This window comes from Ruegeria sp. D6 (assembly GCF_056534365.1).
On sequence record NZ_JBQFPH010000006.1, the window covers coordinates 83,343 to 109,545 of the forward strand.

Genomic DNA, 26,203 nt, shown 5'->3' on the forward strand with positions numbered 1-26,203 from the left:
CCAAACTAGGGAAAGATTGCGAAAGGTAAAGTCAGGCTTTGGGATCCGTTGCTGATCGCGCTTTGGTCCGATCAAGGCCAAGTTGTCGTTCACGCAGGATCACCACGACGTTGCCTGCAATCACCAACGCCGCGCCGCCCAGCATCACCAGGGTTGGCAACTCATCGAACCAGAAATAACCAATGACAATGGCGAACAGCATTGTGGTGTAGTCATAAGGTGCCAGCATTGACGCTTGTCCAAACTTGTAGGACGAGGTCACCAGAATCTGCGCCACTCCGCCGATCAGGCCGATTGTCACCAGCAATGCGGCTTGCTCCCATGTCGGGATAACCCAGCCCCAAAACACTGTGAGACCCGAAAGCAAGGTCGCTGTGAGAGAGAAATAGAACACGATTGCGGCGGGATGATCCACCTGTACCAGTTGGCGAATATGTATCTGCACAAAGGCACGGGCAACGGTTGCAGCCAGCACGCAAAGCGCACCTATTGTTGCGGCGGTTTCGGCAGTACCTGAACCCAGCCGGGGCCAGATCATGATCAGAACGCCGACAAGGCCAAGCGCGACGGCCCCGATACGAATCATTCGTATCCGCTCGCCCAACATGATTGCAGCCAGAATCAGCGTGAAGATCGGGGTTGCATATCCGATGGCGGTTACCTCGGGCAGCGGCAACAGGCTAAGACCAGTAAAGGTCAGTCCCATGGCCGAGGTTCCCAGAACCCCGCGCCAGAAATGGCCCATCGGCTTCTTGACAACAAAGCCATGCACCAGCTCTCCTCGCCAGACCAGCCAGGCGATGATAACCGGAATCGCGAAAAGCGAGCGGAAAAACACCATCTCTCCCGGCGGGAAATCATCTGACAAAGCCTTGACCAATGCAGACATCGTCGTGAACAGCACGAGCGCACTGAGCTTGAGCGCCACGGCCAATGCCGGACGATGCGATGTTAAGGATTTCGCCATGGTCGCGAACCTGCGCCTTTGAGGCGGAAAGATCAACTGGCCAAAGTTGCCGGATCAGAGATTGGACCAGTCTAGTGGAAGCTGAGCTCCAATTTCCTCTGACAGGTCCTTTAGAAACCTCATCATCCGCGCGGCTCGGTCCTGCGCGATGGCCCTGCCTTTTTCCGTCAGCATATCATTGGGTAAGCGCAGCAATTTTATTTGCCAGTGATCGATTGAAAAAATCAGGTCATTCGGCAAACGGTTTTCGGCAAACGGATCTGACGGGTCATAAAGGGTGCGTCCCAGGGCGCCCGATACTGAAAAGTTGCGGGCGATACCGATAGCACCCAACGCATCCAGACGATCGGCATCCCGTAATACTCGCGCTTCGGGTGTTTCGGGCGGGATGTTAGCCGAAAAGCTATGGGCGGCAATCGCGTGCTGCACGGCTCCAATTTCAGTGGTGGAATAGCCGAATTCTTCAAGAATAGGCTCTGATTCAGCGGCGGATCGCATCGAGGCCAGATGCCGATCCGGATCATCTTTTGACAGGTTGATCAGATCATGCAGATAACACGCCGCCAGCAAGACACGCGGGTTGGCTTCATCATCCGCAATCGCCTGCGCATTAACCCAAACCCGATCCAGGTGCGCCAGATCATGCGCCGGATCCGTCTGCATCCGTTGCCTGACGACAGCGCGCAGCGAAGCGCGCAGATCAGCCAATCCGTCCACGGTTCTCGCCGATTTGACCACGATGCAGGAGCAGGTGATCGAGGATCACGCAAGCCATCATTGCCTCACCTACCGGAACGGCGCGGATGCCGACGCAGGGGTCGTGGCGGCCTTTGGTAATGATCTCGGTCTCTTCGCCGGATTTGGTGATGGTCTTGCGGGTGGTCAGAATGGACGAGGTTGGCTTGACCGCAAAGCGCACCACAACATCCTGGCCGGTCGAAATGCCGCCCAGAATACCGCCTGCGTGGTTCGAGCTGTATTGAGGGCCGTCCTGCCCCATGAAAATCTCGTCGGCATTGGCCTCGCCGGTCAGTTCGGCGGCGGCCATGCCTTCACCGATTTCGACCCCTTTAACGGCGTTTATCGACATCATGGCTGCAGCCAGATCAGTGTCTAACTTGGCATAAACCGGCGCGCCGAGCCCCGCCGGAACGCCGCGCGCGACCACTTCGACCACTGCGCCGACCGAGTTGCCGGATTTGCGCAGATCGTCCAGATAAGCGGCCCAATCTTCGGCTGCTTTGGCGTCGGGCGTCCAGAATGGATTCTGTTCGATCTGCGACCAGTCGAAATTGGCACGGTCGATCTTGTGCGGACCGATCTGGGTCATATAACCGGTGATTTGAACATTCGGAGCGATCTGTTTGATAGCCTCACGCGCGAGTCCTCCGGCCGCCACACGTGATGCCGTTTCCCTCGCCGAACTGCGCCCGCCGCCGCGATAGTCACGGATCCCGTACTTCTGCCAATATGTGATGTCGGCGTGTCCCGGACGGAACTTGTCCATGATGTCGCCGTAGTCTTTTGAGCGCTGATCGGTGTTCTCTATCATCAACTGCACCGGTGTGCCCGTGGTCTGGCCTTCGAACACACCGGACAGGATTTTAACCTGATCGGGTTCGCGCCGCTGTGTGGTGAATTTGTTCTGACCTGGTTTGCGCTTGTCCAGCCAATGCTGAATCATGCCCTCATCGATCGTGACGCCCGGAGGGCAGCCATCAATGGTCGCACCCAAAGCGGGCCCGTGGCTTTCACCCCAGGTGGTAACGCGGAAGAGGTGGCCAAAACTGTTCATCGACATGGGGCATGCTCCTTTGAGCGACGTGATTAGCGGGGAGTGCCTTGGTCCTCAAGCGGATTTGCATTTGCAGAGAAGCAAGCGCCGCCCTGTGGGCGGCGCGATTGGAATAAATCAGGCGGCTTGAGCCACCGCGGCGCGGGTTGCGTTGATCTTAAGCGCTGCAAGTGCCGCCTCGCGCCCTTTCTCGATGAAATGCGCGCGATAGATGGCGTTGTGGTGATCCGTTTCCTGATACTGATGCGGTGTCAGCGAGACCGACAGGACCGGAACACCTGAATCGAGCCCGGCCCGCATCAAGCCATCGACAACCGCTTGTGCGACGAAGTCATGCCGGTAGATGCCGCCATCCACTACAAAGGCAGCGCAGGCTACGGCGGCGTAGCGCCCCGTTTGCGCCAGGTCACGGGCCAGCAGGGGCATCTCGAAAGCGCCCGGAACGTCGAATACATCAACCTGATCGGCTGGAATTAGTTCGAGAAACCCATCCAGCGCGCGATCCACGATATCTGAATGCCAGTTGGCTTTGACAAAAGCATAGCGGGTGTGTGTCATCATGATCTCCTTTCGTAACAGACACGTCACCCAAGGCGATCACGAGCAGGCACACCGCATTACCGGCGTGCTGCACGTTCTCTTTCATCCGGACTGTAACCGTCGGCTCTGGCTTCTCACCAGATCTGCTGACACCCCGGAGACCGGGGCCGCTCGCGGGCTTACGGGTCATGCCCGCATACCGCCGGTGGGGAATTTCGCCCCGCCCTGAGAACGAGTGGGACCTTGCCAAGGAGATATCGCTTCTGCAAGAGAAATTGGCAGGAGGACGAATATGCATCCCAATCCCACCTTTCGCGCCGAGACGCGCGAGCGTCACATCGAGTTTGCGCGTGACCGCGCCTTTGGTGTTCTGGCGGTGTCGACATCGGATGCACCGTTGTTAAGCCACGTTCCCTTTCTTCTGAACGAGGATGCTTCATCGGCTGACCTGCATCTGGTCCGGTCAAATCCGATTGTTAGGGCGCTGAAACAGCCGCAACCTGCGAAGATCGCTGTGTTGGGGCCGGATGGGTATATCTCGCCTGACTGGTACGAAGTCGATGATCAGGTGCCGACCTGGAACTATGTAGCGGTGCATCTGACTGGTGTGCTTGAGATGCGGCCAACGGACGACCTGCGAAATCTGCTCGACCGGCAGGCGGCAGACTTTGAAAATCGCCTGCTGCCAAAGCCGCCATGGTTGGCGTCCAAGATGACACCAGACGCGCTGGATAGAATGATGCGCATGATCGTTCCCTGCCGACTCATGATCTCGGATATCGACGGCACTTGGAAGCTGAATCAGAATAAGCCCGATGAGGCGCGACATCGCGCGGCTGATCACGTGCACTCAGCAGGACTTGGCAGCGAGGTGGCGCGCTTGGCCTCGTTGATGCGCAAGGCCTGAGGCACGCGTTCTCGCCTTCCATTCATTGAGCGCTGAATGTGGCGAGATAAGCAGCGATGTCATCTGCGCCTTTTTTCAGCTTGACGCTCATGTTCGGGCGGGCGGTGTCATCATCCAGATATTCCTTGATGAACCCGATCGGATCCCGAGAATAGGCGGCGATGTTTTCTTCAGTCCACACAAGCCCTTCTTGCCCGGCGCGGATCATGTCGTCGGTGAACATCCCGATGGGCAAACGTTCACTTCCATAAAGATAATCGTTTTCAGTTCCGGCGGTGCGGCCAACTACGCCAAAGAGATTCGGCCCGGTGATGCCGCCTTTGACCAGAACCTCGCCATTTTTGATGATCGCATGGCACGAAGAGCATCTGTTATAGAGCTGTTCGCCTTTCGCCGGATCGCCGGCTGCGATCGCCTGTACTGAAGTCAGAAACGAAACAAAAACTACGGTTGCTGCTATCTTGAGCATTGAACATCTCCGGCTGGGAATATTGCGCCTGTGGCCTTTCACGCATTCCCGTTTAGAGTGCAATCGAATTCTGGTAGATAATCACGTGTTTGAAATATCTATTTTATATTAATAATTTAAGAGAAATCGTATCGCGCTAAAATAGAAGGAATACAGTGTTCTTAAGGTAGAGCTGCACGTGAAATCGGCGGCGTTCGCATAGGGTGAGGAGATTTCAATTTGGGGATCTACCAGCGCGGGTCGATGCCGAATCACGTCCCATCTGCCTGGCGCAAATTCGCCGCTCTGAGGGTTAAAATCTGCATTTGAGATTGAAATTTTGCCCTTTCACCGTGACATGAATGCTTAGATGCGGCGTATTGCGCGTTTAAGAGCGCTGGACGAACTCTATTCTCCCCGATAGATACCCCGTTTAAGACGCCGCACTTGTGCGGTGCGCGAGCTTTATGCCCGTTCGCGGGCGCCAGATAATCGGAGATAACCTCGTGTCCCAAGCTGAAGACCACGAAGGCACCCGCAGAGATTTCCTCTACTACGTCGCTGGCGGCGCAGGTGTCGTTGCCACCGGGGCTGCCGTTTGGCCCCTGGTAAATCAAATGAACCCATCGGCAGACGTTCAGGCGCTGTCCTCGATCCGTGTGGATGTGAGCGGGGTAGAGCCGGGTACGCAGCTGACTGCAAAGTGGTTGGGTAAGCCTGTTTTCATCCGTCACCGCACAGGTGCCGAGATTCAGGAAGCTCAGGAGCAGGACGCTGAAGGTGTCGACGCGCTGCCTGACCCGCTGGCTCGTAACTTCAACTTGAACGCCGACGCACCAGCGACCGATGCCAATCGCGTCATGCCTTCGCCCGAAGGCGAAGGAGAAGGGGCGTGGATCGTTCAGATGGGTGTTTGTACACACCTGGGTTGTGTGCCGCTTGGCGATGCTGGCGACTTTGGCGGTTGGTTCTGCCCCTGCCACGGCTCGCACTACGATCTTGCCGGTCGTATCCGCAAAGGCCCCGCGCCTGAAAACCTGCCCATTCCGCCCGTTGAATGGGTGGACGCCACCACCATCAAGCTCGGCTAAGGGAGACCTAACTTATGTCCGGAATTCCCCACGATCATTACGAGCCGAAGACAAATGGCGAGAAGTGGCTGAACAGCCGTCTGCCCATCGTCGGCCTGCTTTACGACACCCTGATGATCCCAACCCCCAAGAACCTGAACTGGTGGTGGATCTGGGGCATCGTCCTGGCATTCTGCCTGGCGTTGCAGATCGTCACCGGTATCGTTCTGGTGATGCACTACACCCCGCATGTTGATCTGGCCTTTGCCAGCATCGAACACATCATGCGCAACGTGAACGGCGGCTATATGCTGCGCTATCTGCACATGAACGGCGCATCGCTGTTCTTTGTAGCAGTCTACATCCACATCTTCCGCGGCCTGTTCTACGGCTCGTACAAAGCCCCGCGTGAGATTACGTGGATCATCGGGATGCTCATTTACCTGATGATGATGGGCACTGCGTTCATGGGCTACGTTCTGCCCTGGGGTCAGATGTCCTTCTGGGGTGCGACCGTGATCACCGGCCTGTTCGGTGCGATCCCGTTTGTTGGTGATGCGATCCAGACCTGGTTGCTGGGCGGACCTGCGGTGGACAACGCCACTCTGAACCGCTTTTTCTCGCTGCACTACCTTCTGCCGTTTGTTATCGCGGCGCTTGTGATCGTGCATATCTGGGCCTTCCACACCACAGGCAACAACAACCCGACAGGTGTTGAGGTTCGCCGTGGCTCGAAAGCCGAGGCAGAGAAAGACACGCTGCCGTTCTGGCCCTATTTCGTGATCAAGGACCTGTTCGCTCTGGCGGTCATTCTGGTCGTGTTCTGGGCCATCGTGGGCTACATGCCGAACTACTTGGGTCACCCGGATAACTACATCGAAGCCAACCCGCTGGTTACTCCTGCGCACATCGTCCCTGAATGGTACTTCCTGCCATTCTACGCGATCCTGCGTGCGTTCACTGGCGAAGTCTGGGTCGTTCAGTTCGCCAGCTTCATCACCGGCGGCATCATCGACGCCAAGTTCTTTGGTGTGATTGCGATGTTTGGTGCGATCCTGGCCATGGCCCTAGCCCCTTGGCTGGACACCTCGACCGTGCGTTCGGGCAAGTATCGTCCGATGTTCAAATGGTGGTTCTACCTTTTGATCATCGACTTCTTTGCTTTGATGTGGCTGGGTGCGATGCCCGCGGAAGAGCCCTATGCGACCTTCTCGCTGATCGCTTCGGCTTACTGGTTCGCCTATTTCTTCGTGATCCTGCCGATCCTGGGTGTCATCGAAAAACCCGAGGCGCAGCCGGAAACCATCGAAGAAGACTTCAACGCGCATTATGGCAAGGCAAACGCCGACGCCACGCCGGCCGAGTAAGAAGAGGGACCGGAAACATGTTCAAGAAACTTGCAATCGGTGCCACGTTCGCTTTGGCCCTTGCGCCCGCCTCGACTTTTGCGGCAGGTGGCGGTGAGCAGCACATCGAAGATTTCGACTTCTCGTTCGAGGGACCGTTTGGAACCTGGGATCAAAACCAGCTTCAGCGCGGCCTACAGATCTATACCGAGGTCTGCGCAGCCTGCCATGGTCTGCAATATGTACCTCTTCGGACCCTTGAAGATTTGGGGTATTCGGAAGAGCAAGTCATCACCTACGCGGCCGACAACTTCGAGGTGTTCGATCCCGAGCTGGACGATTTCCGCCCGGCAATCCCGACCGACCACTTCCCGGCCAACAACGGTGTCGGCGCGCCTGACCTGAGCCTGATGGCGAAGGCCCGTGCCGGTTTCCATGGTCCTTACGGTCTGGGCATCAACCAGCTGGTCAAAGGCATGGGGGGCGCGGAATATATTGCCTCGCTTCTGGATGGTTATACCGGTGAAGAAAAGGAAGAAGCCGGTACTGTTCTCTATGAGAACAAGGCCTTCCCCGGTGGTTGGATTTCCATGGCTCCGCCGCTGGCAGAAGATCAGGTTGAATTTGCCGACGGACATCCTGCAACCGTTGAGGCAATGTCCGAAGACATAGCAGCCTTCTTGATGTGGAGCGCCGAGCCGAAAATGATGGAGCGCAAAAATGCCGGTTTCGTCGGTGTTCTGTTCCTGACAGTTCTGTCTGTTCTGCTGTACCTTGTGAACAAGCGCCTGTGGGCACCGATAAAGGGCAAACGTCTGGACTAAGGTCGACGTATAACTAAAAACTAAACCCCCGCGCCATCACGGTGACGGGGGTTTTTTTTGTTGCGATGGTGTGGAAGGGGCCAGCCCCTTCTTGGCCTGCGGCCAATTCATCCCCGAGGTATTTTGGGCCAGATGAAGAACGGATCACACTTGTAATTGAGCTTTGCTGAGCCCCCGGATCGTCGCGATTACGATCTCTCCTTCGGGTTGGGCGTTGCCGAAGGTTACTTCGGTGAATTGTTCGGTGCGGCCCATTGTGGGATTTTCCATCAGGATATTGTGGGTTTTGCCGATCTGTGCCGTCAGATGCTTGATGACCTGTGCATCGCCGGCTGCACGCAGGCGCGCGGCGCGTTCTTTGATGACATTGCCGTTGATCTGTTGCGGTATGCGGGCTGCCGGAGTGCCTTCGCGTTTGGAATAGGGGAATACATGCAGCCAGGTCAGGTTGCACTCGGTGACGAGCTTGAGGGAATTCTCGAAATGAGCCTCGGACTCGGTCGGGAAGCCAGCGATGATGTCCGCGCCAAAAGTCATGTCGGGTCGTAGTTTGATGGCGTCTTCAGTGAAACGAATCGCATCTTCGCGCAGGTGGCGGCGTTTCATGCGCTTCAGGATCAGATCGTCGCCATGCTGCAAGGACAGATGTAAATGGGGCATCAGGCGCGGCTCGGTCGCGATGGCATGCATCAGGTTCTCGTCGACTTCGATCGAGTCGATTGAGCTGATGCGCAGGCGCGACAGGTCTGGCACCAGTTTGAGGATGCGCATCACGAGATCGCCCAGTTTCGGCTGAGCGGGCAGATCCGCGCCCCATGAGGTCAGATCGACCCCGGTCAGGACAACTTCGTTGTAGCCCCTATCGACCAATCGTTTGATCTGATCCACCACTACGCCCGCAGGGACGCTGCGAGAATTGCCCCGGCCGTAAGGGATAATACAGAAGGTGCAGCGATGATCGCAGCCATTCTGAACCTGTACATAGGCGCGTGAGCGGGTTCCGAAGCCATCAATCAGATGCCCGGCGGTTTCCGTGACAGACATGATGTCGTCGACCTGAACCGCCTCGGTCTGACCGATGAAATCGGCGGCCATGCCTTTCCAGGTATCCGGTTTCATCTTTTCGGTGTTGCCGATGACTGCGTCTACTTCGTCCATGGCAGCAAAGGTCTGCGGCTCGGTTTGCGCCGCGCACCCGGTGACGATCAGACGTGCCGAGGGGTTTTCGCGGCGCAGCTTGCGAATCTCCTGCCGCGCCTTGCGGACTGCCTCGGCCGTAACCGCGCAAGTGTTCACGATCACAGCATCCGTTAGCCCCGCATGCTGCGACAGCTCTTTCATTGCCTCGGTTTCATAGGCGTTCAGGCGGCAGCCCAAAGTGCTGAACTTGGGCGGGTTCATTCCAGTGACCTCAGGTATTCAGGCGTCAGCGTACCCGAAAACACATGGGCTGTGGAACCCGTCATCCAGACCCCATCCTCGCGCCAGTCGATCCAGATTGTGCCGCCATCCAGGTCAACTTGTACTTTGCGCCCAGTGAGTCCTCTGCGTGCTGCAGCGACGGCCGTGGCACAAGACGATGACCCCGAGGCCAGAGTGATCCCCACACCCCGCTCCCACACCCGCATGCGGATGTGGTCGGGTGCGACTATCTGTGCGACCTGAACATTGGTGCGTTCGGGATAGAGAGGATGGTATTCGTAACGCGCGCCGAACTCTTCCAACGGGATGGCTTCGGCGTTGTCGACAAAGAAAGTGCAGTGCGGGTTGCCCATGCCGGTCGCCGTTGGGCCACCTTCGATCGGCAGTTCAAGCGTGTCCATCTCCTCCGCCAGGGGGATCTCGTTCCAAAGAAGCTGGGGGTGCCCCATATTCACCGACGTCAGTCCATCGCCAGCGTCGCGGGCCTGCAGTGTGCCGCGTTCAGTTGTGAGCGTGAGCTCGGATTTGCCTGTTTCGTTCATCAAAAACCGGGCGATACAGCGCGTGGCGTTGCCACACGCAGCCGAAGTCGACCCGTCGGCATTGTAAAACACCAGATGCGCATCCGCTTCACCGCGTTCGATAACCGCCAACTGATCGAACCCCACGCCGAACTGCCGGTGCCCGATTCCCGTGGCAAGGGCCGGGGTGACCGGCACGGCATGCGCGCGCGCATCGACAACGACAAAGTCGTTGCCCAACCCGTGCATCTTCATAAAGGCCAAACCGGTGTCGAGTATCTGTTGCATGGCGGGCATATAACCCCGGTCCGGATGTGAATCCACCCTGTCGCAAAGATTCCTGAAAAAAGGGGTTGACCCCCCAGTTCCACCTGCCTAATTAGGCCGCCTATCGGGGCGCTGAACTAATACGAATGTCGGTGAACTGAAGTGCGAAATAAGGTCTTGAACCCGGTCGGGTATTTACCTTACAGAGTGCTGCGGATCGAAGAGATCCTAAAAAGAGTGGGCCGTTAGCTCAGTTGGTAGAGCAACTGACTTTTAATCAGTGGGTCGCAGGTTCGAATCCTGCACGGCTCACCACTTAAGCCAAGCAAATACAAAAGCTTAGAGTAGGTGGTGCCCGCCCTGCGGGGTGGTGTGTTTGCCCAAACCAGTACAATACAAGCAATGCGGCTTGCTGTGGTGACTCGCTCAGCAAAAGCGCCCCGGAACTCATGCCCCCGAGGCGCTTCACCGATGCAGGCAGCAAGGAGACACTGCCGAGGTTTGCTCTGTTGGATTTACGAGGGACGGTCTCCAATGCCTTGCGCGGCTGGCGAAACAGCTTGCCGTTACTCTGCCATCTCCTGCGGCAACGGCTATCGTGAATGACTTTGCAATCGGGTCGGCGTCTTGCAGTTATCGCGGATGCGAATCCCTATTGCAACCAAGCTCCATAACGGTTTCGTACAGTTCAGGCAGTGGTTCCAGCCTGTCTTCCTGACCACACGCGGCGGGGTGTGGTCCAAGTCCATGACATGTTCACGCCGCTTATGCGAGCACGACGCTTGACCCCGCCAGTCCCAAACGCAAAGTGCTTGGCATTGACATTGATATTCGCGCCCACAATCGTGCAGCCATAGAAGAGCATCCGATGGCCTCCAGAATCGAGATGATTCAAGGCTCATCTATCGACGAAGACATTGTGGACCAGGTTCGAACTGCTGCTGAAGATTACCAAAAGGTACTTGTTTGTCTCGACAGCAATCATACACACGATCATGTGCTTGCCGAGTTAAATGCGTATGCCCCGCTTGTTTCTTCGGGTAGCTATTGCATTGTGTTAGATACAATCGTTGAGGATATGCCTCCCACTATGTTCACTGATCGTCCATGGGGACCTGGAGACAACCCAAAGACTGCAGTTCATGATTGGTTGAAAGTCAATCCTGATTTCGAGATCGACAAGAGTATCGATCACAAGCTGCAAATTTCGGTGGCACCGGACGGCTTCTTACGACGCCGGTAGTTTTGTCACGGTGGATTTCGACCAAACAGACAAAGTCCATGACAGGCCCGCGCTGATTGCCTAGAAATGCCTATTAGATTTGCTTTTGGAACCAGGTGATCCCAGTGGAGCAATTGGCGTTTACATACGAAATGGGTGTGGTCTCGGCGCTTTTGGCCTTCACGGTGTTCTTGTTTGTGTCCGAGATTGTCAGGATCGATCTTTCGGCCATCCTGGTGTTGGTCATTGTGGGTCTGTTGAGTTATGCACCGGGTCTCGAAAATCTGGCAAATGTTCCTCATCTGTTTGACGGGTTTGCGTCCAATGCCGTGATTTCGATCATTGCGGTCATGATCGTAGGGGCGGGTTTGGATAAAACGGGGCTGATGAACAAGGTCGCGTCCGTCATTTTGAAATATGGTGGTAAGTCTGAAAACCGAGTGCTGCCGATCGTTTCGGGCACAGTCGGTGTTATCTCATCATTCATGCAAAATGTCGGGGCGGCGGCGTTGTTCCTACCGGTGGTTAGCCGTATCTCATCGCGATCGGGTATTCCGTTGTCACGTTTGCTTATGCCCATGGGGTTTTGTGCCATTCTGGGGGGGACAATGACAATGGTCGGGTCCTCGCCGCTTATTCTGTTGAATGACCTGATCCAAACTGCAAACGAAGGGCTGCCCGAAGCCCAGAAGATGGAACCCTTTGGTTTGTTTTCCGTTACCCCCATCGGTGCGGTGCTGATCCTGACGGGGATCGCATATTTCCTGCTGCTGGGACGTTGGGTGCTGCCGGGCGATTCAGGGTCGGAGAGTACGGGTACCGGGCGCGGGACTCAGGAATATCTTCAGCGGGTCTACGGGCTGAAGGCCGATGTGTTCGAGGTTGTGGTTCCGGCCGACAGCCCGCTGGTTGGGCAGATTCTGGCAGATATCAACTTTGAAAATCACCTCTATATCATCTCGACCTTTTATCGTGGCAAGACCTCGATGGTTCAGGTGTTAACAGCCGAGATTGCCGCACCCTGTCGATTAGCGATTGTGGGTCGGCGCTGGGTTGTCGAAGAGTTTGCCGAAAAGTACGGGCTGACGGTGCTGCCTGATCTGGATGTGTTTGTCGAAGAGTTCGCACCCACGAATGCTGGGGTCGCAGAGGTGGTCGTGACGCCTGACAGCAAACTGATCGGCAAATGCCCTCGCGAATTGCTATTCCGCAAAACCTACGGAATGTCTTTGCTCGCCATCCACAGGGGTGAAGAGACGCTGAGTCATGTCGAGACTGAGACGCATGAATCCACCCAGATCGGGCTTGAGAAGTTCAAGGCTGGCGACATGTTGGTTGCTCATACCCGCTGGGACAACCTGATGCGGATAAAGCGTGATCCGGATTTTGTTGTGGTCACCTCGGACTTCCCGCAGGATGAATTGCGCCCGCAGAAAGTAGGCTGGGCGCTCTTGTTCTTCTTGATCTCATTGTCGCTGATCCTGTTCACGGATGTGCGGTTGTCGCTCTGCTTGCTGACCGGAGCCGCAGGAATGATGTTGACCCGGGTGCTCAGTGTTGACGAGGCGTATCGAGCAGTTGGATGGAACACGGTCTTTCTGCTGGCGTGTCTGATCCCGTTGGGTCAGGCGGTGCAGAATACCGGGACTGCGGCATGGATTGCGCAACAGATCATGATCATCTTGGATGGATGGCCGAATTGGGCGCTACAGGCGGGCGTCGCCATTCTGGCGACGGCATTTTCTCTGGTCATGTCAAACGTCGGCGCGACGGTTCTGTTGGTGCCCCTTGCGGTTTCAATTGCGGTTGCGGCGGGTGCCAACCCGGCGGTCTTTGCATTAACCGTCGCGATTTCGACCTCGAACAGTTTCATTATCCCGACCCATCAGGTAAATGCGCTGATCATGGGGCCAGCTGGGTACAAAGTGACCGATTTCGTCCGTTCGGGCGGGATCATGACGATCATCTTCTTGATCGTCTCACTGTTGATGCTGAATGTGATTTTCTGACCCTGTTAATTACCCAGCTAGGCTGATCGTTTGGCCCTGCTCTGACGCCTGTTGTGCGGCAAGGCCGATACGCACAGCCCAGATCCCATCACGCAGTGAGACCTCGGGTTTGGCGCGCTCGCCCCTGACCAGCTCCAGAAAGCCTTTGTGCTGGTAATAAGTCGAGCCATTGTGGTCGCCAGCCGCCAGCAACTCGGGATCAACGGGGATGTCGCGCTGGATTGGGCCTTTCGGTGCACGAGGGCTGATGATCAGCTGTGGTACAGGCGCGTCGCCCAGATGTTCGGGCCAGAAGCGGCCCGGGCCGGGCACAAGCGCTTCGATTTTGGTATCGCGCCCAATGGCCGAGATTTCTTCTTGATACCGCGAACCCTCGGCAAACATGCAAAGCTCGAGCAGCGCGCGCGCGCCCGAAGCAAAATCGACAATGACATAGCCGTGGTCCAGAATATCTGGAGTATCGCCGTCATAAACTTCGTCCAAATGATTGACGGCTTGGCCACCGCTTGCGGAAACGCGAACCGGGTCTGATTGCAGGATCAGGCGCATGAGGTCGAAGAAGTGGCAACATTTTTCGACGAATGTACCGCCAGTGTTACGGTTGAACCGGTTCCAATTGCCGACCTTTTCGAGAAACGGAAAGCGGTGTTCGCGGATCGTGAGCATCTTGATCTCACCACCTGCGGTCGCTGCTTCATCGATCAGCGCCGTGATCGGGGGCATATAGCGATATTCCATCGCGACCCAGATCGGGTGCGGAAAATTGCGCTCTAACTCTTCAAGCCGTGCAAGATCGGCGGGATCAGTGAACAACGGTTTCTCGATCAACAGTGGCAGTGGGCGGGTTTCCGCAATCTCGGCCAGTTGATCAACATGCAGGTGGTTGGGGCTGGCGATGACCAGACAGTCCAGATCATTGACCGTCAGAAGGTCCTGAAGGGAAGACACCATCTGCGCGTCGGGTGCAATCGCCTGCGCCTTATGCGCCATCTCCGGGTCGGGTTCGAAGATTGCGGCGACTCGTGTGCCCGCAAGCAGAGCAATGTTGTGCAGGTGTTCCTGCCCCATCATGCCGCATCCGATCAGCCCGTAATTGGTGGTCCGGGTCATGCGCAGTTCCTTTTATTTCAGGCGTTGAACGTATGTGGCTCGATCTGGATCAAACCATGTTTTTGAAAACTCGATAGGTTCAGCTTTCTCAGACCAACTGAACCGTTCGATATACCCTGCGGCTTGGCCCGCAGGTTTGGTGAAGCCTTCAGGTGTCCAGTCGGGCAAGGCACTGACAGAAACGCGATCCTCTGCCCGTGTGATCCAGAAGCCAAGTTGTTGCTGGTAATAGCGATAAAGCGAGTCGGACAGCAGGTTCTGGTCGATGGTCCCGGCTGATTCGTCCAGCCAGATTTCTTCGACCGCGATGATTGTGTCATTCAGATAACGCATCCGGCGTACACGCGAACCGCTATCAGACAGGCCGAACTTCGGCAGTTTCGCAGGCTTCTTAAGATGATCAACTGACAGAATATCGGCACGCGGTAACCCGCCGCCCTCGGGCAGTTCCAGCCGGAACATGGCATAGACGCTGTTCTGCGTTCCGGTCTCGCGGATGTAGTTGCCCGAGCCCTGAATACGCTCCAACATGCCTTTTTTCTCAAGCTCGGCGAGCGATTTTCGCAAGGTCCCGACCGAGACATTTAGGTTCGAAGCCATGTCCCGTTCAGGTGGAAGGCGCTCACCATCAATCAGACGGCCCGCAGCAATATCGCGGATCAGAAGCTCTGAGATCTGGACATAGATCGGCAGGGCATTTGGATTGCGGCTGTTGGCGGACATTGAGGGCGCTTCACTCGGTCGCAGGAAAAATTGATACACTATTGATCTACATCAATGCGCTTGCTACGCAAGAGGAAAGTCAAAGATGTACGGAGCGTGAATCAAATGACCATCGTCCCCATCACATCCCCCGACCTGGATGCGGCCGAGGTTTCGTGGTTTGCAGCGCTTTGCTCGGATGACTACCAGTTTCTGGGTGTGCCCGATGGTGAACTGCGATCCAGCTGGGAGCATTGTTCAGGCATCGTGAAAGAGGCCGAGGCGCAAGGCTTTCGCAATATCCTGTGCCCATCGTCTTATCAGGTCGGACAGGACACCCTGAGCTTTGTTGCAGGTTGCGCGCCGATTACCGAAAACATCAACCTGCTGGCCGCCGTGCGCTGTGGCGAGATGCAGCCCATCATGCTGGCCCGTACCATCGCGACGCTGGACCACATGCTTAAGGGGCGGTTGACAGTCAACATCATCTCGTCCGATTTCCCGGGCGAGAAAGCCGACAGTGCGTACCGCTATCAGCGTTCGCGCGAAGTGGTCGAGATCCTGAAACAGGCCTGGACGCAGGACGAAATCAACCATGCGGGCGAGGTCTATAACTTTTCAGGCCTGACCACCGACCCGGCTCGGCCTTACCAGACCGGTGGCCCACTGCTGTATTTCGGCGGCTACTCGCCGTCTGCTTTGGACCTGTGCGGCGAGCATTGCGATGTCTACCTGATGTGGCCGGAAACAAAGGATCAGTTGGCCGAGCGGATGAAAGCCGTTCATGCGGTTGCCGAGAATTACAATCGTACTCTGGACTACGGTCTGCGCGTCCACATGATTGTTCGCGATACCGAGGCTGAGGCACAGGAGTACGCCGACTACATCGTCTCGAAACTGGATGACGAATATGGTCGTGCGATCCGCGAGCGGGCACTGGACGCGACATCCTTGGGCGTGGCGCATCAATCCAAGAACCGCGATCTGGCGGATGAGTATGGCTATGTCGAACCCGGCCTTTGGACCGGCGTCGGACGTGCACGTTCGGGCTGTGGCGCTGCGCTGGTCGGTTCGACCGATCAAGTTATGTCTAAGATCGAAGAGTATCAGAAGATGGGCATTCGCGCTTTCATCTTCTCGGGCTACCCGCACATGGACGAGGCCAAGCATTTTGGCGCCCGTGTGATGCCCAACCTGAAAACCTGCTCGCTTCCCGAAGCCTACGGGCGCGTGCCAGCAACCACCCCGGCAACCCCGCTGGGCAACGGAGTTCGTCGCTGATGCAACGTGTGAAACTATCTGACACGCTGGAAATGAGCCGTCTTGTCTATGGCATGTGGCGCTTGGGTGATGACAGTGACACCTCGACTGCGCATGTTGAGGCCAAGATTCAGGCCTGTCTGGATCAGGGCATCACCACCTTCGATCAGGCCGACATTTATGGCGGATACGCGGCCGAAGCCGTTCTGGGCAATGCCTTGCGCACCAATCCCAGCCTGCGCCAGAAAATGGAGATCGTCACCAAATGTGACATCGTCGCGCCGATGGGGCGTTATGCCGAGGCCAAGGTCAAATATTACGACACGTCGCGTGCGCATATTCTGAAATCGGTCGATACATCTCTGTCGGAAATGGCGATCGACCACATCGACTTGCTTCTGATCCACCGCCCGGATCCAATGATGGATCACCATGAAACCGGTGAGGCGCTGGATGAGGTGGTTGCCAGTGGCAAGGTCGGCGCGGTTGGTGTGTCCAACTTCCGCCCTTGGGACTGGTCTTTGCTGCAGTCGGCGATGAAAACCCAGTTGGTCACCAATCAAATCGAGATATCTCTGGGCGAGATCAGCCCGTTCACCAACGGTGATCTGGCGTTCCATCAACAGCATGGTCACTCGCTTATGGCGTGGTCTCCACTGGGTGGAGGCCTTTTGATGGCCGGGAATCCACCGGTCGGCGTTGTAGCGGATGAGATCGCCGCAGAATTCGGGGTGGATCGCGCCGCTGTGGCCGTTGCCTTCCTGCTCGCGCATCCAGCAAGCATACTGCCTGTTCTGGGCACAAATAATCTGGGCCGTATCAAACGCGCCTCGGATGCGTTGAAGGTCAAGCTGGATCGTGAAAGCTGGTACCGCCTGTATGAGGCGGCGCTGGGACATGAGGTGCCATGATGAACGCAATCTCGCGCGATATGAACCATACATTCGTCCCGCATAAGGACGACACGCGAACCCTGCGCGATGCTTTTGGCCGTTTTGCCACCGGAGTTACTGTCGTGACCTGCGACAGTGAGGATGGGCCAATCTGCATTACCGCCAACAGCTTTTCGTCCCTGTCGCTGGATCCGCCGCTGGTGATGTGGGCGGGCGACCGCAATTCGCGCCGGTTTCGTTATTTTCACGCGGCGCGTCATTTCAGTGTGCATGTTCTGTCTGCTGAACAGGCCGAGCTGTGCTTTGGCTGTTCAAAAGACGCCCATGCGCTGCGTGATATCGAACATGACCGTTGTGAAAACGGCACCCCGTTGTTGCCGGGTAGTCTTGCCCGGTTCGAATGCGAGCAGCATGCTTATCACGATGCAGGCGATCATGTGATCGTGGTGGGCAAAGTTCTGAAAGTCAGCATGGCGGATGGAGACGCGCTGACGTTCTTTGCCGGAAAACTCGGCCAATTCGCGCAGAGCTAAGCGCGATATGAAGACTGCGGGTCAAACCCGCAGCTGACAGTGGGAGGATCCGCATGGGCGGACTGGCATCGGCGTTGACGCCGATTGCATTCGTGAACGAAACCGTGCTGCGTCTGGGCCGCGCGGTCGGTGTTGTTGCGATTGCAGTTATGGTTATCGCGATCCTGATTCAGGTGTTCTTCCGATATGTCTTGGGCAACGCCCTGCCATGGCCGGATGAGGCTGCCCGGTTCTGCATGCTCTGGATGACGGGCCTGATGGCCCCCACAGCTTTCCGTCGCGGAGGGTTCGTCGCTATCGATATGCTTGCACGTTTCCTGCCGCGCGTGCTTGGTCAATCGCTCAATTTGTTCCTACTGCTGATCTCGCTGGCCGTGCTGCTTGTTGCGGTCAATATCGGCTGGTCTGAGGTTACGGGCTTTGGTGGCCGGTTCGCCACTGCGGCGTTGTACCTGCCTACCTCTTTCGGGTTCGATGAATGGTACCGTATTCCGCGCAGTTGGATGATGGCCTCGCTGCTGGTTGGGATCATCTTGCTGATCTCGGTCAATATCGAACTGATCTTGCGGTCGATAGTAACCATGTTGGGCGGAGCACATCTTTTGCCTGAAATTCCCGAAGCTGCGGTGGGGGCTGAATAAATGCTGATTTGGTTCCTGCCCACCTTCCTGATTTTCCTGCTGATCGGCCTGCCGGTCTTTTTCGCACTGCTGGCAGCGCCCGGCATTCTGCTATGGCTCAGCGGTCAGACCAACGACATTACGCTGCTCTATCGCAATGTCTATAACGGTATGGATAGCTTCCCGCTGATGGCGATCCCTTTCTTCATGCTGGCCGGAGAACTGATGAACCGGGGCGGCATCACCATCCGACTTGTGGAGTTCAGCCAGGCCCTGATGGGCCACCTGCGGGGCGGCCTTGCGCATGTGAACGTCCTCAGCTCGATCCTGTTCGCGGGCCTTTCAGGGTCCGCTGTCGCTGATACTTCGGCGCTTGGGTCGATGCTGATCCCGGCGATGGAGAAGCAAGGCTATACCCGCAAATTTGCCGCAGCGATCACGGCAGCCAGTTCGGTGATCGGGCCGATCATCCCGCCCTCGGGCATCATGATCATCTATGCCTATGTCATGGGTGAAAGTGTGGCTGCACTCTTTCTCGCTGGCATCGTGCCTGGGGTCATGGTCGGTGTCGGTTTGATGCTCATGATCAAGCTTATGGCGGATCGATACGACTTCCCGGTCGCCAGCCGTAAATATACTTGGCCAGAACGCCGTCAGGCCAGCCTAAAAGCGTTCTTCCCACTGATGACCCCTGTGATCATCTTGGGCGGAATACTGGGTGGCATCTTTACCCCGACCGAAGCGGCCGCTGTCGCCGTAGGGTATGCCTTTATCATCGGTTTCTTCGTCCTGCGCACATTGACGTGGAAAGAAGTCCCCGAGGTGCTCAGTAATGCAGGTATGACCTCCGCTGTCGTCCTGTTGTTGGTCGGGGCGGCAATGGCTTTCAAGACGGTGGTCAGCCTCAGCCATGCGCCGGAGCAGCTGGCCTCGCTAATCCTCAGCCTGTCGGAAAACCCGCTGATCCTGCTGTTCCTGATCAACCTGCTGCTGTTCATCGTCGGAATGTTCCTGGATGCAGGCCCCGCTATTATCATCCTTGGCCCGATCCTCGGTCCGATCTTCACCAGCCTCGGTGTAGACCCGATCCATTTTGCCATTATCATGAGCGTCAACCTGACTGTCGGTCTGGCCACCCCGCCCATGGGGCTGGTGCTGTTCGTAGCCGCCGCCGTGTCTCGGGAACGGGTTGAAACCATCGCCAAGGCAATCCTGCCGTTTCTGGCGGTCGAAATCATCGTGATCTTCTTGATCACATACATCCCCGCACTATCCATGACGATCCCGAGGATAACGGGATTTGCAAACTGAACTGAGTATCACAGGGAGGAAACGCATGCTCAGAAGATTTATCAAAACCGCAGCGGTGGCCACGTCGCTAGTGGCCGCGTCTGCGATTGCCGCGGCAGCCGCCGACTACACGCTACGCGCCACAGCAAACTCGAATGAAAACGACGAAGATTATGACGGTCTGGTCGTTTTCAAGAACTACGTTGAGGCGGCCTCGAACGGAGCCATTGAGGTTGAGCTGTTCATAGGTACGCAGCTCTGCTCGAACGGTGCTGAGTGTCTGCAGGGCGTGGCAGACGGTACGATCGACATCTACATCTCAACCTCTGGAGGGGCCTCGGGCATCTTCCCTTACGTGCAGGTTCTGGACCTGCCTTACCTGATGGCCGATGACCGCATTGCCGAACATGTCCTATCTGGTGATTTCACCCGGCAGATGCGCGACATGGCGCTGGAGGATTCCGGCGGTGCGATCCGTCTGATGACAATCGGCAATACAGGTGGCTGGCGCAACTTCGCCAATACACAACGCCGTGTTGCTGAGCCGGCTGACATGGAAGGTCTGAAAATCCGCACCGTGGTTGCCGACCTGCCGCAGGAGCTGGTCAAAGCACTGGGTGCATCACCGACCCCGATCCCGTGGCCAGAACTGTTCACCAGCTTCCAGACCGGCGTGGTTGAGGGCTCGAAAAACGGCATCACGGACATCATGGGCATGAAGTTCCCGGATGCAGGCCTGCAATATGTAACGCTGGACGGGCACGCTTATATGGGTGCGCTGTGGTGGATGAACAACGCCAAGTTCCAGGAGATGCCAGAAGATATGCGCCGCGTGGTAGTCGACGGGTTTTATGCGCTGCAGCAGGCGACCTTTGCCTCACCCAAGCGCAAGTCGATCCAGGCGTATGAGGATTTCGTTGCCGGCGGTGGTGACCTTTATGTCCTTACACCCGACCAGAAAGCTGCTTTCAAAGAAGCCGCAACCCCGGTCTATGACTGGTTCCAGTCCAATGTGGCACGTGGTGATGAGATCTTTGTAGCGTTGACTGACGCTGTGGCAGCAGCCGAGGCGGATGTTAATGCCTCACGTGATGCGGATCTGAACTGAATTGCTGGGCCGGGCCGTGGGGTCCGGCCCTCACCGAAACGGATACATCCACCCTTTGTAGTCGTTGACCAGAACATGCGCCTTCTCGATCTGCTCCGGCGACATTTTTTTGACCACTTCTTCAAGGCTGATCGCCGCATCGGGATCGCCGCCAATGGCGCTGAGCGTGTACCACATGTACGCTCGAACCAGATCAGGCGCGGGCATGCCCAGACCCAGCTCGTAGTACCAACCGATACCGGATTGCGCCCCGGGATGACCTTTCATCGAGGCGCGCAAGTACCATTCAAACGCGCGTTCATAGTCCTGTTCGACTCCAAGTCCCAACCCGTACATCACACCGATCAATTCCTCGGCTTCGGCATTGCCGGACCGCGCTGCTGGCATCAACTCTTCGCGCGCAGCCTCAAACTCTCCGGCCTCCATCAGATCGCGTGCTTGTTCCAGTTCAGCCAGCGCTGGGGTCGCGAGAAGGCAAAGGGCAAATACAAACTGGCGCATGGGGTTGCTTTCCTTTTGGCAGGGGCTGCGGCAGCTCAGGATCTGCCGCGCCCGCTGACGGATGACGATTTCATCCCCTTTGATATGGAACAGGCCGCCATCGGTCATCAACTGTTTTACGATCCGATCTTGTCGGGCAACCAGAACATCAGCTGTGCCCACTGCCACCACCCGGATTTTGGCACCTCGGACGGGTTGTCGCTGGGCATTGGCGAGGGCGGGCAGGGGCTTGGCCCAGATCGCACGCCGGGCACCGGAGCGGACAAAATCCGCAAGCGTATTCCCCGCAATTCGCCGGGGCTTTGGAACCTTGGGGCAAAGGATCTTCACACGGTCTTCCATGACGGTCGCCTAAGTATCTCTGACGTCTACGGTAACGGCTTCAATTCGCCCGCGCAGGAATGGCTGCCGGAGGGGTTGAATTCACTGCTGGCCGCGCAGGCACTTTTCCCGCTGACCTCGCAATTCGAGATGGCCGGAAATGTGGCCGAAAATCAAGTCACCGGCGCGGTGCATGACCGCATCGACAAGGGCTGGCCGATCCTCGCCAAACGCGTGCGCACTGATCCGCGCTATGGGCCTGCCATGGTCAAGGCATTCGATGACATCGACACGACCGAGGACATCACGATCACCCAAGTAGCCAACGCGCTGGCGGCATTCATGGCGCTGGAATGGCGCAGCATGGACAGCCCGTTCGATCAATATCTGGCCGGAGATAACACCGCCCTGACGCCTCGGCAAAAGGACGGCATGACCCTGTTTTATGGTGAGGCAGGTTGCGCAAACTGCCATTCCGGCCCGTTGCTATCGGATCAAAAATTCCACTCGCTGAGCCTGCCGCCATTTGGACCGGGCAAGACCCGCCAATGGGACCCCTATGCCCGCGACGTGGGTCATATGGGTGAAAGCAACCGTCTTGAGGACGCCTATCGTTTCCGCACACCGATGCTGCGCAATGTGACAGAGACGGCGCCCTATGGTCACAACGGTGCCTTTCCCGATCTGGAAGGCATTATTCGCCACCACTTGAACCCATCTCAGAGCCTCGCTGCCTGGACCCCTGATTTGGCCGGGCTGCCCAACGTGCCGTGGCTTGAGAATGTTGATTTCATCGTCTGGCAGGACCGGTTCGAGATGGAGCGTCATCGCCAGAAAATTGACATCGAACCGCTGGAACTGACCGATGCCCAGGTCGCAGATCTGGTGGCGTTCATGGGTGCATTGACCGGGACCACACTGGATGCGCCACTGTTTGGTGTGCCAGATGGGTTTGAGCCCTAGAAACCCACCGAACGTCATTGGAAATTTACCTGAAATCTCATAATGATCGGTGCAAAACAGCCGCCGAGAGTTTCAATGCAGTATCACAACAAGCCCTTTGATCAGCTTCAGATCGGAGAAACCGCCGAGTTGACCCGGTTCTGCACAGAGGATGATTTTTATGTCTTCGCATCGAATTCCGGCAACCATAACCCTTTGAACCTGGCCGACGAAGATGGGGACGGTGATAACATAAACGAGGCGATCGCGCCCGAGATGTTTCTTGGGGCTCTGATCTCGGCCGTTTTGGGGAATATCCTGCCGGGCGCGGGTACGCTGTATAAGTCGCAAAGCTTGGATTTTTGCGCCCGGGCATATGCGGGTGAAGAACTGCTGGCCAGAGTTACGGTTATCGAAAAACGCGATAACCGCGAGGTAGTTCTGAAAACTCAGGTGATGCGCCCTAGTGATGAGGCGCTGATCGTGTCCGGCATCGCGGTCGTGATCGCTCCGGAGAAAGAACTGTCATTCAATGAGATTGAAGTGCCTGGTCTGGTCGTCGAGCGGCACCGGCATTTTGATGCACTGCTCGATCGCTCGCGCCCGCTGCCTCCGATCCCCACGGCAGTTGTCGCCCCAGAAGAGCCCAACTCGCTGGGGGGGGCCTTATTGGCGGCGCGTGAAACCATCATCAAGCCGGTCCTGATAGGTGACCCCGACAAGATTGCTGCAGCAGCGCGTGAGATTGAGTTGCCCTTGGGTGACGTTGAGATCGTTCCTGTTAAGGACCATCTGGACGCCGCTAACAAAGCGGTTGATCTGGTTGTCGAAGGACATGCTGAAGCATTGATGAAGGGGCATCTTCATACGGACGAACTGCTACGGGCGGCGTTGCGGCGGGATCGTGGACTTCGCGCGGGGCGCCGTTTTACTCATGTCTTCGTCATGGATATACCCGGCCAGCCGCATCCCTTGCTGGTGACCGATGCGGCCATCAATATCGAGCCGGATCTGGAAACCAAGATCGACATCACGCAGAACGCGATCGATCTGGCAATCTCAATCGGAATTGGCGCTCCGAAAGTGGGTGTTCTGTCGGCGGTCGAGACGGTGAATCCAGCAATCCGGTCGTCGATTGATGCCGCATTGCTGTCGAAGATGGCCGAGCGGGGACAGATCAGGGGTGGCTTGGTCGATGGGCCGCTTGCCATGGACAACGCGGTCAGCCTGGCCGCGGCGCGCACCAAAGGGATCGTGTCCGAGGTGGCCGGACGGGCAGACATTCTTGTCGTACCCAATCTGGACGCAGGCAACATGCTAGCCAAGCAACTGACGTATATCGCGCACGCCGAGGCTGCCGGGGTGGTGCTGGGCGCGCGCGTACCGATTATTCTGACCAGTCGCGCAGATGGCGAAAAGGCACGGCTCGTTTCCTGTGCCGTCGCGGCCCTGCATGCGGCGCGGATGTCGGGTAAGATCTGATGGACCATATCATCACACTGAATTCAGGCTCGTCCTCGCTGAAGTTTGGGTTGTTCTCCGCAGGCGAAGCAGATCCGATCCTGGTCTGTTCGGGAGAGGTGGAACGCATCGGCAGCCGCGCGGCGCGCATCAAAGCAGAGACCACGGATGGCCGCGTGCTTGCCGATACCGCTTCTGAAGCGCTGTGCGATCAGGCCAGCGCCTTGGACTATATTTTGGATTTGCTGGAACGGCAGTTTCCGTCGGCGGGCGTGACCGCGGTTGGACACCGCATCGTGCATGGCGGCCCGGATAATGACAGGCCCATTCTGCTGACCCCCGAAAGCTTGCAGATGCTGGAAAAACTCGAGCCTTTTGCGCCCTTGCACCAACCTTACAATCTGCAGGGCGCACGTACTGCGATGGACAGGTTCCCCAATGCCAAGCAGGTTGCCTGTTTCGATACCGCTTTTCACCGCCACCACCCTTGGGTCAATGACACCTTCGCATTGCCGACCGAGTATTACGATATGGGCGTTCGGCGCTATGGCTTCCACGGTCTGAGCTATGATTACATCTCGGACCATCTGGCCAAGACTGCGCCGCTGATACATGGCGGACGGGTGGTTGTGGCGCATCTTGGCAACGGTGCCTCGATGTGCGCCATGATCGGAGGTCGCTCGGTCGGTTCAAGCATGGGGTTCTCGGCCATGGATGGTTTGCCGATGGGAACGCGTTGTGGCCAGCTGGATCCGGGCGTTGTGCTGTATCTGATGGATCAGCAAGGCATGAATGCGGATGAGATTTCGGATCTTCTGTATTGTAAATCCGGGTTGCTTGGCCTTTCCGGAATGACCAATGATATGCGTACGCTTGAGGCCTCGAATACGCCGGGTGCACGCAATGCCATCAACTACTACACGTTCCGGATACGCCGCGAGCTGGGCGCTTTGGCCGCCGTGTTGGGAGGTCTGGACGCCGTCGTGTTTACCGGCGGGATCGGTGAGAACTCGACCTATATCCGCGACCGTATCTGCACTGACATGGGGTGGTTGGGTCTTGAGCTGGACCACGATGCAAACGCGGACAATCTGCGCGTCATCTCGACCGACCTGTCACGTGTGAAACTGATGGTCATTCCGACGAACGAGGAACTGGTGATCGCGCGTGCCGCGGCTGAGAAAGCCGCATAAATCCCAGTTTTTAGGCTTCTGCGCGCAAAATAATTTGGGGGATCGGGAAAAAAATCGCAGCACTACGGGAATCCCCCAATTTCGCGATCCGCGCAGGTGCGTTAACTTTTCACTAACTACCGGGCCAGTGCGCCCAATCCACTTTCACTAATTTCCCCCGATGAGGGGCTGGCTTCTTACCCCCTTGGCCGGCCCCTCGACCTTTTTTGGGGTCTATGCCTGCGTCAGGATTTTCCGAACAAGTGCAGGCAGTGCGGTACTGTTATCATAGCTGAGCGTGTGCGGCATGTCCGAAACCGGCGACTTTCGATATCCCTGTTCAAACAGCAAAAACGGAACCTGAGCCCGTTGCGCAGTTTCGGCATCAACCTCACTGTCGCCAACGAAGATCTGTGGGCCTGCGGCTTGAAGGGTCTTGAAACAGGCGTGCAAGTGCTCTGGATCGGGTTTGCGTATATCCAGCGTGTCTCCACCAAAGACCGTGTTGAAATAGGGTAGCAGGCCAAGTTCGCCCAGCACATGCCGGGCAGGGGCTTCGGGTTTGTTGGTGCAGACCCCAAGCGCACAGCCCATATCGCGAAGCTCATCCAGCGCCTGGATCACGCCGGGATAAACTACGGTCTGATCGCAGGCGCCTGCATTGTAGTGCTTCAGAGTAAGCTGTGTCAGGTCCTTGTGAAGCGTTGGCTCCAGCCCGCAATGCATCATCGCCCGCTCGACCAGCTTGGGTAATCCGTTCCCGACGAATCCCCGGATCGTATCCTGAGGCAAGGCGGGGTGCCCCTGATCGTGCAGCATTCGGTTTACCGCAGCTGCAAGGTCGGCAAGGCTGTCTATCAGGGTGCCATCCAGATCAAATACGACAACTGCTGCCATCTGCGAATCCGCCTTTGTTTGTTGATGTCCAATGCCTAGGTCGTGCTGTGCGACG

General features: G+C 57.0%; 25 protein-coding genes, 1 tRNA gene, 1 pseudogene and 1 riboswitch. Of the genes and pseudogenes, 16 read left to right on the forward strand and 11 right to left on the reverse strand.

The window, feature by feature from the left end; genetic code table 11:
* Positions 1-31: 31 nt before the first annotated feature.
* The 4 genes from ACR0A1_RS18250 to ACR0A1_RS18265 form a co-directional block, all read right to left on the reverse strand.
* On the reverse strand, positions 32-967 hold the full coding sequence (locus ACR0A1_RS18250) for a DMT family transporter (RefSeq protein WP_170398226.1): 936 nt from the start codon (positions 965-967) through the stop codon (positions 32-34).
* A gap of 54 nt (positions 968-1,021) precedes the next feature.
* Positions 1,022-1,684 carry an HD domain-containing protein gene (locus ACR0A1_RS18255; RefSeq protein WP_170636648.1) on the reverse strand — a complete coding sequence of 221 codons (663 nt, stop codon included), beginning with the start codon at positions 1,682-1,684 and terminating at the stop codon, positions 1,022-1,024.
* On the reverse strand, positions 1,668-2,768 hold the full coding sequence (gene aroC, locus ACR0A1_RS18260; protein WP_170636649.1) for a chorismate synthase: 1,101 nt from the start codon (positions 2,766-2,768) through the stop codon (positions 1,668-1,670). Before aroC ends, ACR0A1_RS18255 begins: the two co-directional genes overlap by 17 nt.
* 111 nt (positions 2,769-2,879) lie before the next feature.
* Positions 2,880-3,320, reverse strand: a complete 441-nt coding sequence (locus ACR0A1_RS18265; protein WP_170613155.1) for a 6,7-dimethyl-8-ribityllumazine synthase — start codon at positions 3,318-3,320, stop codon at positions 2,880-2,882.
* 72 nt (positions 3,321-3,392) lie between these two features.
* Positions 3,393-3,539, reverse strand: a riboswitch (FMN riboswitch).
* A gap of 55 nt (positions 3,540-3,594) precedes the next feature.
* On the opposite strand from ACR0A1_RS18265, the gene ACR0A1_RS18270 reads away from it, so the two are divergent.
* A complete protein-coding gene (locus tag ACR0A1_RS18270) occupies positions 3,595-4,209 on the forward strand; it encodes an FMN-binding negative transcriptional regulator (RefSeq protein WP_170425582.1) in 615 nt (204 codons plus the stop codon).
* A gap of 22 nt (positions 4,210-4,231) precedes the next feature.
* On the opposite strand, the gene ACR0A1_RS18275 is transcribed toward ACR0A1_RS18270, so the two are convergent.
* A complete protein-coding gene (locus ACR0A1_RS18275; protein WP_170425585.1) occupies positions 4,232-4,678 on the reverse strand; it encodes a c-type cytochrome in 447 nt (148 codons plus the stop codon).
* 485 nt (positions 4,679-5,163) lie between these two features.
* Here ACR0A1_RS18275 and petA point away from each other — a divergent pair, with 485 nt between their 5' ends.
* From petA to ACR0A1_RS18290, 3 genes are read left to right on the forward strand one after another with little or no spacing between them, the layout of a single operon-like run.
* Positions 5,164-5,748 (forward strand): ubiquinol-cytochrome c reductase iron-sulfur subunit, encoded by a 585-nt coding sequence (gene petA / locus ACR0A1_RS18280; protein WP_170398293.1) that lies wholly within the window; start codon positions 5,164-5,166, stop codon positions 5,746-5,748.
* A gap of 14 nt (positions 5,749-5,762) precedes the next feature.
* Complete coding sequence (petB, locus tag ACR0A1_RS18285; protein WP_170398296.1) at positions 5,763-7,094, forward strand: cytochrome b; 1,332 nt, start codon at positions 5,763-5,765, stop codon at positions 7,092-7,094.
* A 17-nt stretch (positions 7,095-7,111) separates the two neighbouring features.
* Positions 7,112-7,897 (forward strand): cytochrome c1, encoded by a 786-nt coding sequence (locus ACR0A1_RS18290; protein WP_480868696.1) that lies wholly within the window; start codon positions 7,112-7,114, stop codon positions 7,895-7,897.
* A gap of 144 nt (positions 7,898-8,041) precedes the next feature.
* Here ACR0A1_RS18290 and mtaB read toward each other — a convergent pair whose 3' ends face one another.
* Together mtaB and dapF are read right to left on the reverse strand one after the other, a co-directional pair.
* Complete coding sequence (mtaB, locus tag ACR0A1_RS18295) at positions 8,042-9,298, reverse strand: tRNA (N(6)-L-threonylcarbamoyladenosine(37)-C(2))-methylthiotransferase MtaB (protein WP_480868698.1); 1,257 nt, start codon at positions 9,296-9,298, stop codon at positions 8,042-8,044.
* Entirely contained in the window at positions 9,295-10,137 is an 843-nt protein-coding gene (gene dapF / locus ACR0A1_RS18300) for a diaminopimelate epimerase (RefSeq protein ID WP_480868700.1), read from the reverse strand. Before dapF ends, mtaB begins: the two co-directional genes overlap by 4 nt.
* A 209-nt stretch (positions 10,138-10,346) precedes the next feature.
* On the opposite strand from dapF, the gene ACR0A1_RS18305 reads away from it, so the two are divergent.
* From ACR0A1_RS18305 to ACR0A1_RS18315, 3 genes and pseudogenes are all read left to right on the forward strand, one after another.
* Positions 10,347-10,422 (forward strand) — tRNA-Lys (locus ACR0A1_RS18305).
* Positions 10,423-10,882: 460 nt separating this feature from the next.
* Positions 10,883-11,350, forward strand: a pseudogene (locus ACR0A1_RS18310) (cephalosporin hydroxylase family protein); the annotation flags it as partial.
* Positions 11,351-11,481: 131 nt separating this feature from the next.
* Positions 11,482-13,338, forward strand: a complete 1,857-nt coding sequence (locus tag ACR0A1_RS18315) for an SLC13 family permease (protein ID WP_170398548.1) — start codon at positions 11,482-11,484, stop codon at positions 13,336-13,338.
* Between the two features lie 9 nt (positions 13,339-13,347).
* Here ACR0A1_RS18315 and ACR0A1_RS18320 read toward each other — a convergent pair whose 3' ends face one another.
* Both ACR0A1_RS18320 and ACR0A1_RS18325 read right to left on the reverse strand, forming a co-directional pair.
* Positions 13,348-14,448, reverse strand: coding sequence for a Gfo/Idh/MocA family protein (locus ACR0A1_RS18320; RefSeq protein ID WP_480868701.1), 1,101 nt, complete (start codon positions 14,446-14,448; stop codon positions 13,348-13,350).
* Between the two features lie 12 nt (positions 14,449-14,460).
* The gene (locus ACR0A1_RS18325; protein WP_170398311.1) at positions 14,461-15,171 is read right to left on the reverse strand and encodes a GntR family transcriptional regulator; all 711 of its coding nucleotides are present in this window, start codon (positions 15,169-15,171) and stop codon (positions 14,461-14,463) included.
* 105 nt (positions 15,172-15,276) lie between these two features.
* On the opposite strand from ACR0A1_RS18325, the gene ACR0A1_RS18330 reads away from it, so the two are divergent.
* From ACR0A1_RS18330 to ACR0A1_RS18355, 6 genes are read left to right on the forward strand one after another with little or no spacing between them, the layout of a single operon-like run.
* The gene (locus ACR0A1_RS18330; protein WP_480761925.1) at positions 15,277-16,431 is read left to right on the forward strand and encodes an LLM class flavin-dependent oxidoreductase; all 1,155 of its coding nucleotides are present in this window, start codon (positions 15,277-15,279) and stop codon (positions 16,429-16,431) included.
* On the forward strand, positions 16,431-17,321 hold the full coding sequence (locus ACR0A1_RS18335; protein ID WP_480868703.1) for an aldo/keto reductase: 891 nt from the start codon (positions 16,431-16,433) through the stop codon (positions 17,319-17,321). Before ACR0A1_RS18330 ends, ACR0A1_RS18335 begins: the two co-directional genes overlap by 1 nt.
* Positions 17,321-17,836, forward strand: coding sequence for a flavin reductase family protein (locus ACR0A1_RS18340; protein ID WP_170408253.1), 516 nt, complete (start codon positions 17,321-17,323; stop codon positions 17,834-17,836). The genes ACR0A1_RS18335 and ACR0A1_RS18340 overlap by 1 nt, the downstream gene beginning before the upstream one ends.
* 53 nt (positions 17,837-17,889) lie before the next feature.
* Positions 17,890-18,477 carry a TRAP transporter small permease gene (locus ACR0A1_RS18345; RefSeq protein ID WP_170398319.1) on the forward strand — a complete coding sequence of 196 codons (588 nt, stop codon included), beginning with the start codon at positions 17,890-17,892 and terminating at the stop codon, positions 18,475-18,477.
* Positions 18,478-19,767, forward strand: a complete 1,290-nt coding sequence (locus ACR0A1_RS18350) for a TRAP transporter large permease (protein WP_170398321.1) — start codon at positions 18,478-18,480, stop codon at positions 19,765-19,767. It abuts the gene before it with no gap.
* A 25-nt stretch (positions 19,768-19,792) separates the two neighbouring features.
* Positions 19,793-20,854, forward strand: coding sequence for a TRAP transporter substrate-binding protein (locus tag ACR0A1_RS18355; protein ID WP_170408182.1), 1,062 nt, complete (start codon positions 19,793-19,795; stop codon positions 20,852-20,854).
* A gap of 30 nt (positions 20,855-20,884) precedes the next feature.
* Here ACR0A1_RS18355 and ACR0A1_RS18360 read toward each other — a convergent pair whose 3' ends face one another.
* Positions 20,885-21,355, reverse strand: a complete 471-nt coding sequence (locus ACR0A1_RS18360) for a tetratricopeptide repeat protein (protein ID WP_170513715.1) — start codon at positions 21,353-21,355, stop codon at positions 20,885-20,887.
* Positions 21,356-21,370: 15 nt separating this feature from the next.
* Between ACR0A1_RS18360 and ACR0A1_RS18365 the strand changes: the two genes are divergently transcribed.
* From ACR0A1_RS18365 to ACR0A1_RS18375, 3 genes are all read left to right on the forward strand, one after another.
* A complete protein-coding gene (locus ACR0A1_RS18365; protein WP_480868705.1) occupies positions 21,371-22,639 on the forward strand; it encodes a cytochrome-c peroxidase in 1,269 nt (422 codons plus the stop codon).
* A 75-nt stretch (positions 22,640-22,714) separates the two neighbouring features.
* The gene (locus ACR0A1_RS18370) at positions 22,715-24,100 is read left to right on the forward strand and encodes a bifunctional enoyl-CoA hydratase/phosphate acetyltransferase (RefSeq protein ID WP_480868707.1); all 1,386 of its coding nucleotides are present in this window, start codon (positions 22,715-22,717) and stop codon (positions 24,098-24,100) included.
* Positions 24,100-25,272 carry an acetate/propionate family kinase gene (locus tag ACR0A1_RS18375; RefSeq protein WP_480868708.1) on the forward strand — a complete coding sequence of 391 codons (1,173 nt, stop codon included), beginning with the start codon at positions 24,100-24,102 and terminating at the stop codon, positions 25,270-25,272. The genes ACR0A1_RS18370 and ACR0A1_RS18375 overlap by 1 nt, the downstream gene beginning before the upstream one ends.
* A 213-nt stretch (positions 25,273-25,485) precedes the next feature.
* Here the strand turns inward: ACR0A1_RS18375 and gph are convergent, their stop codons facing one another.
* Positions 25,486-26,148, reverse strand: coding sequence for a phosphoglycolate phosphatase (gene gph / locus ACR0A1_RS18380; RefSeq protein ID WP_170595145.1), 663 nt, complete (start codon positions 26,146-26,148; stop codon positions 25,486-25,488).
* Positions 26,149-26,203 lie beyond the last annotated feature (55 nt).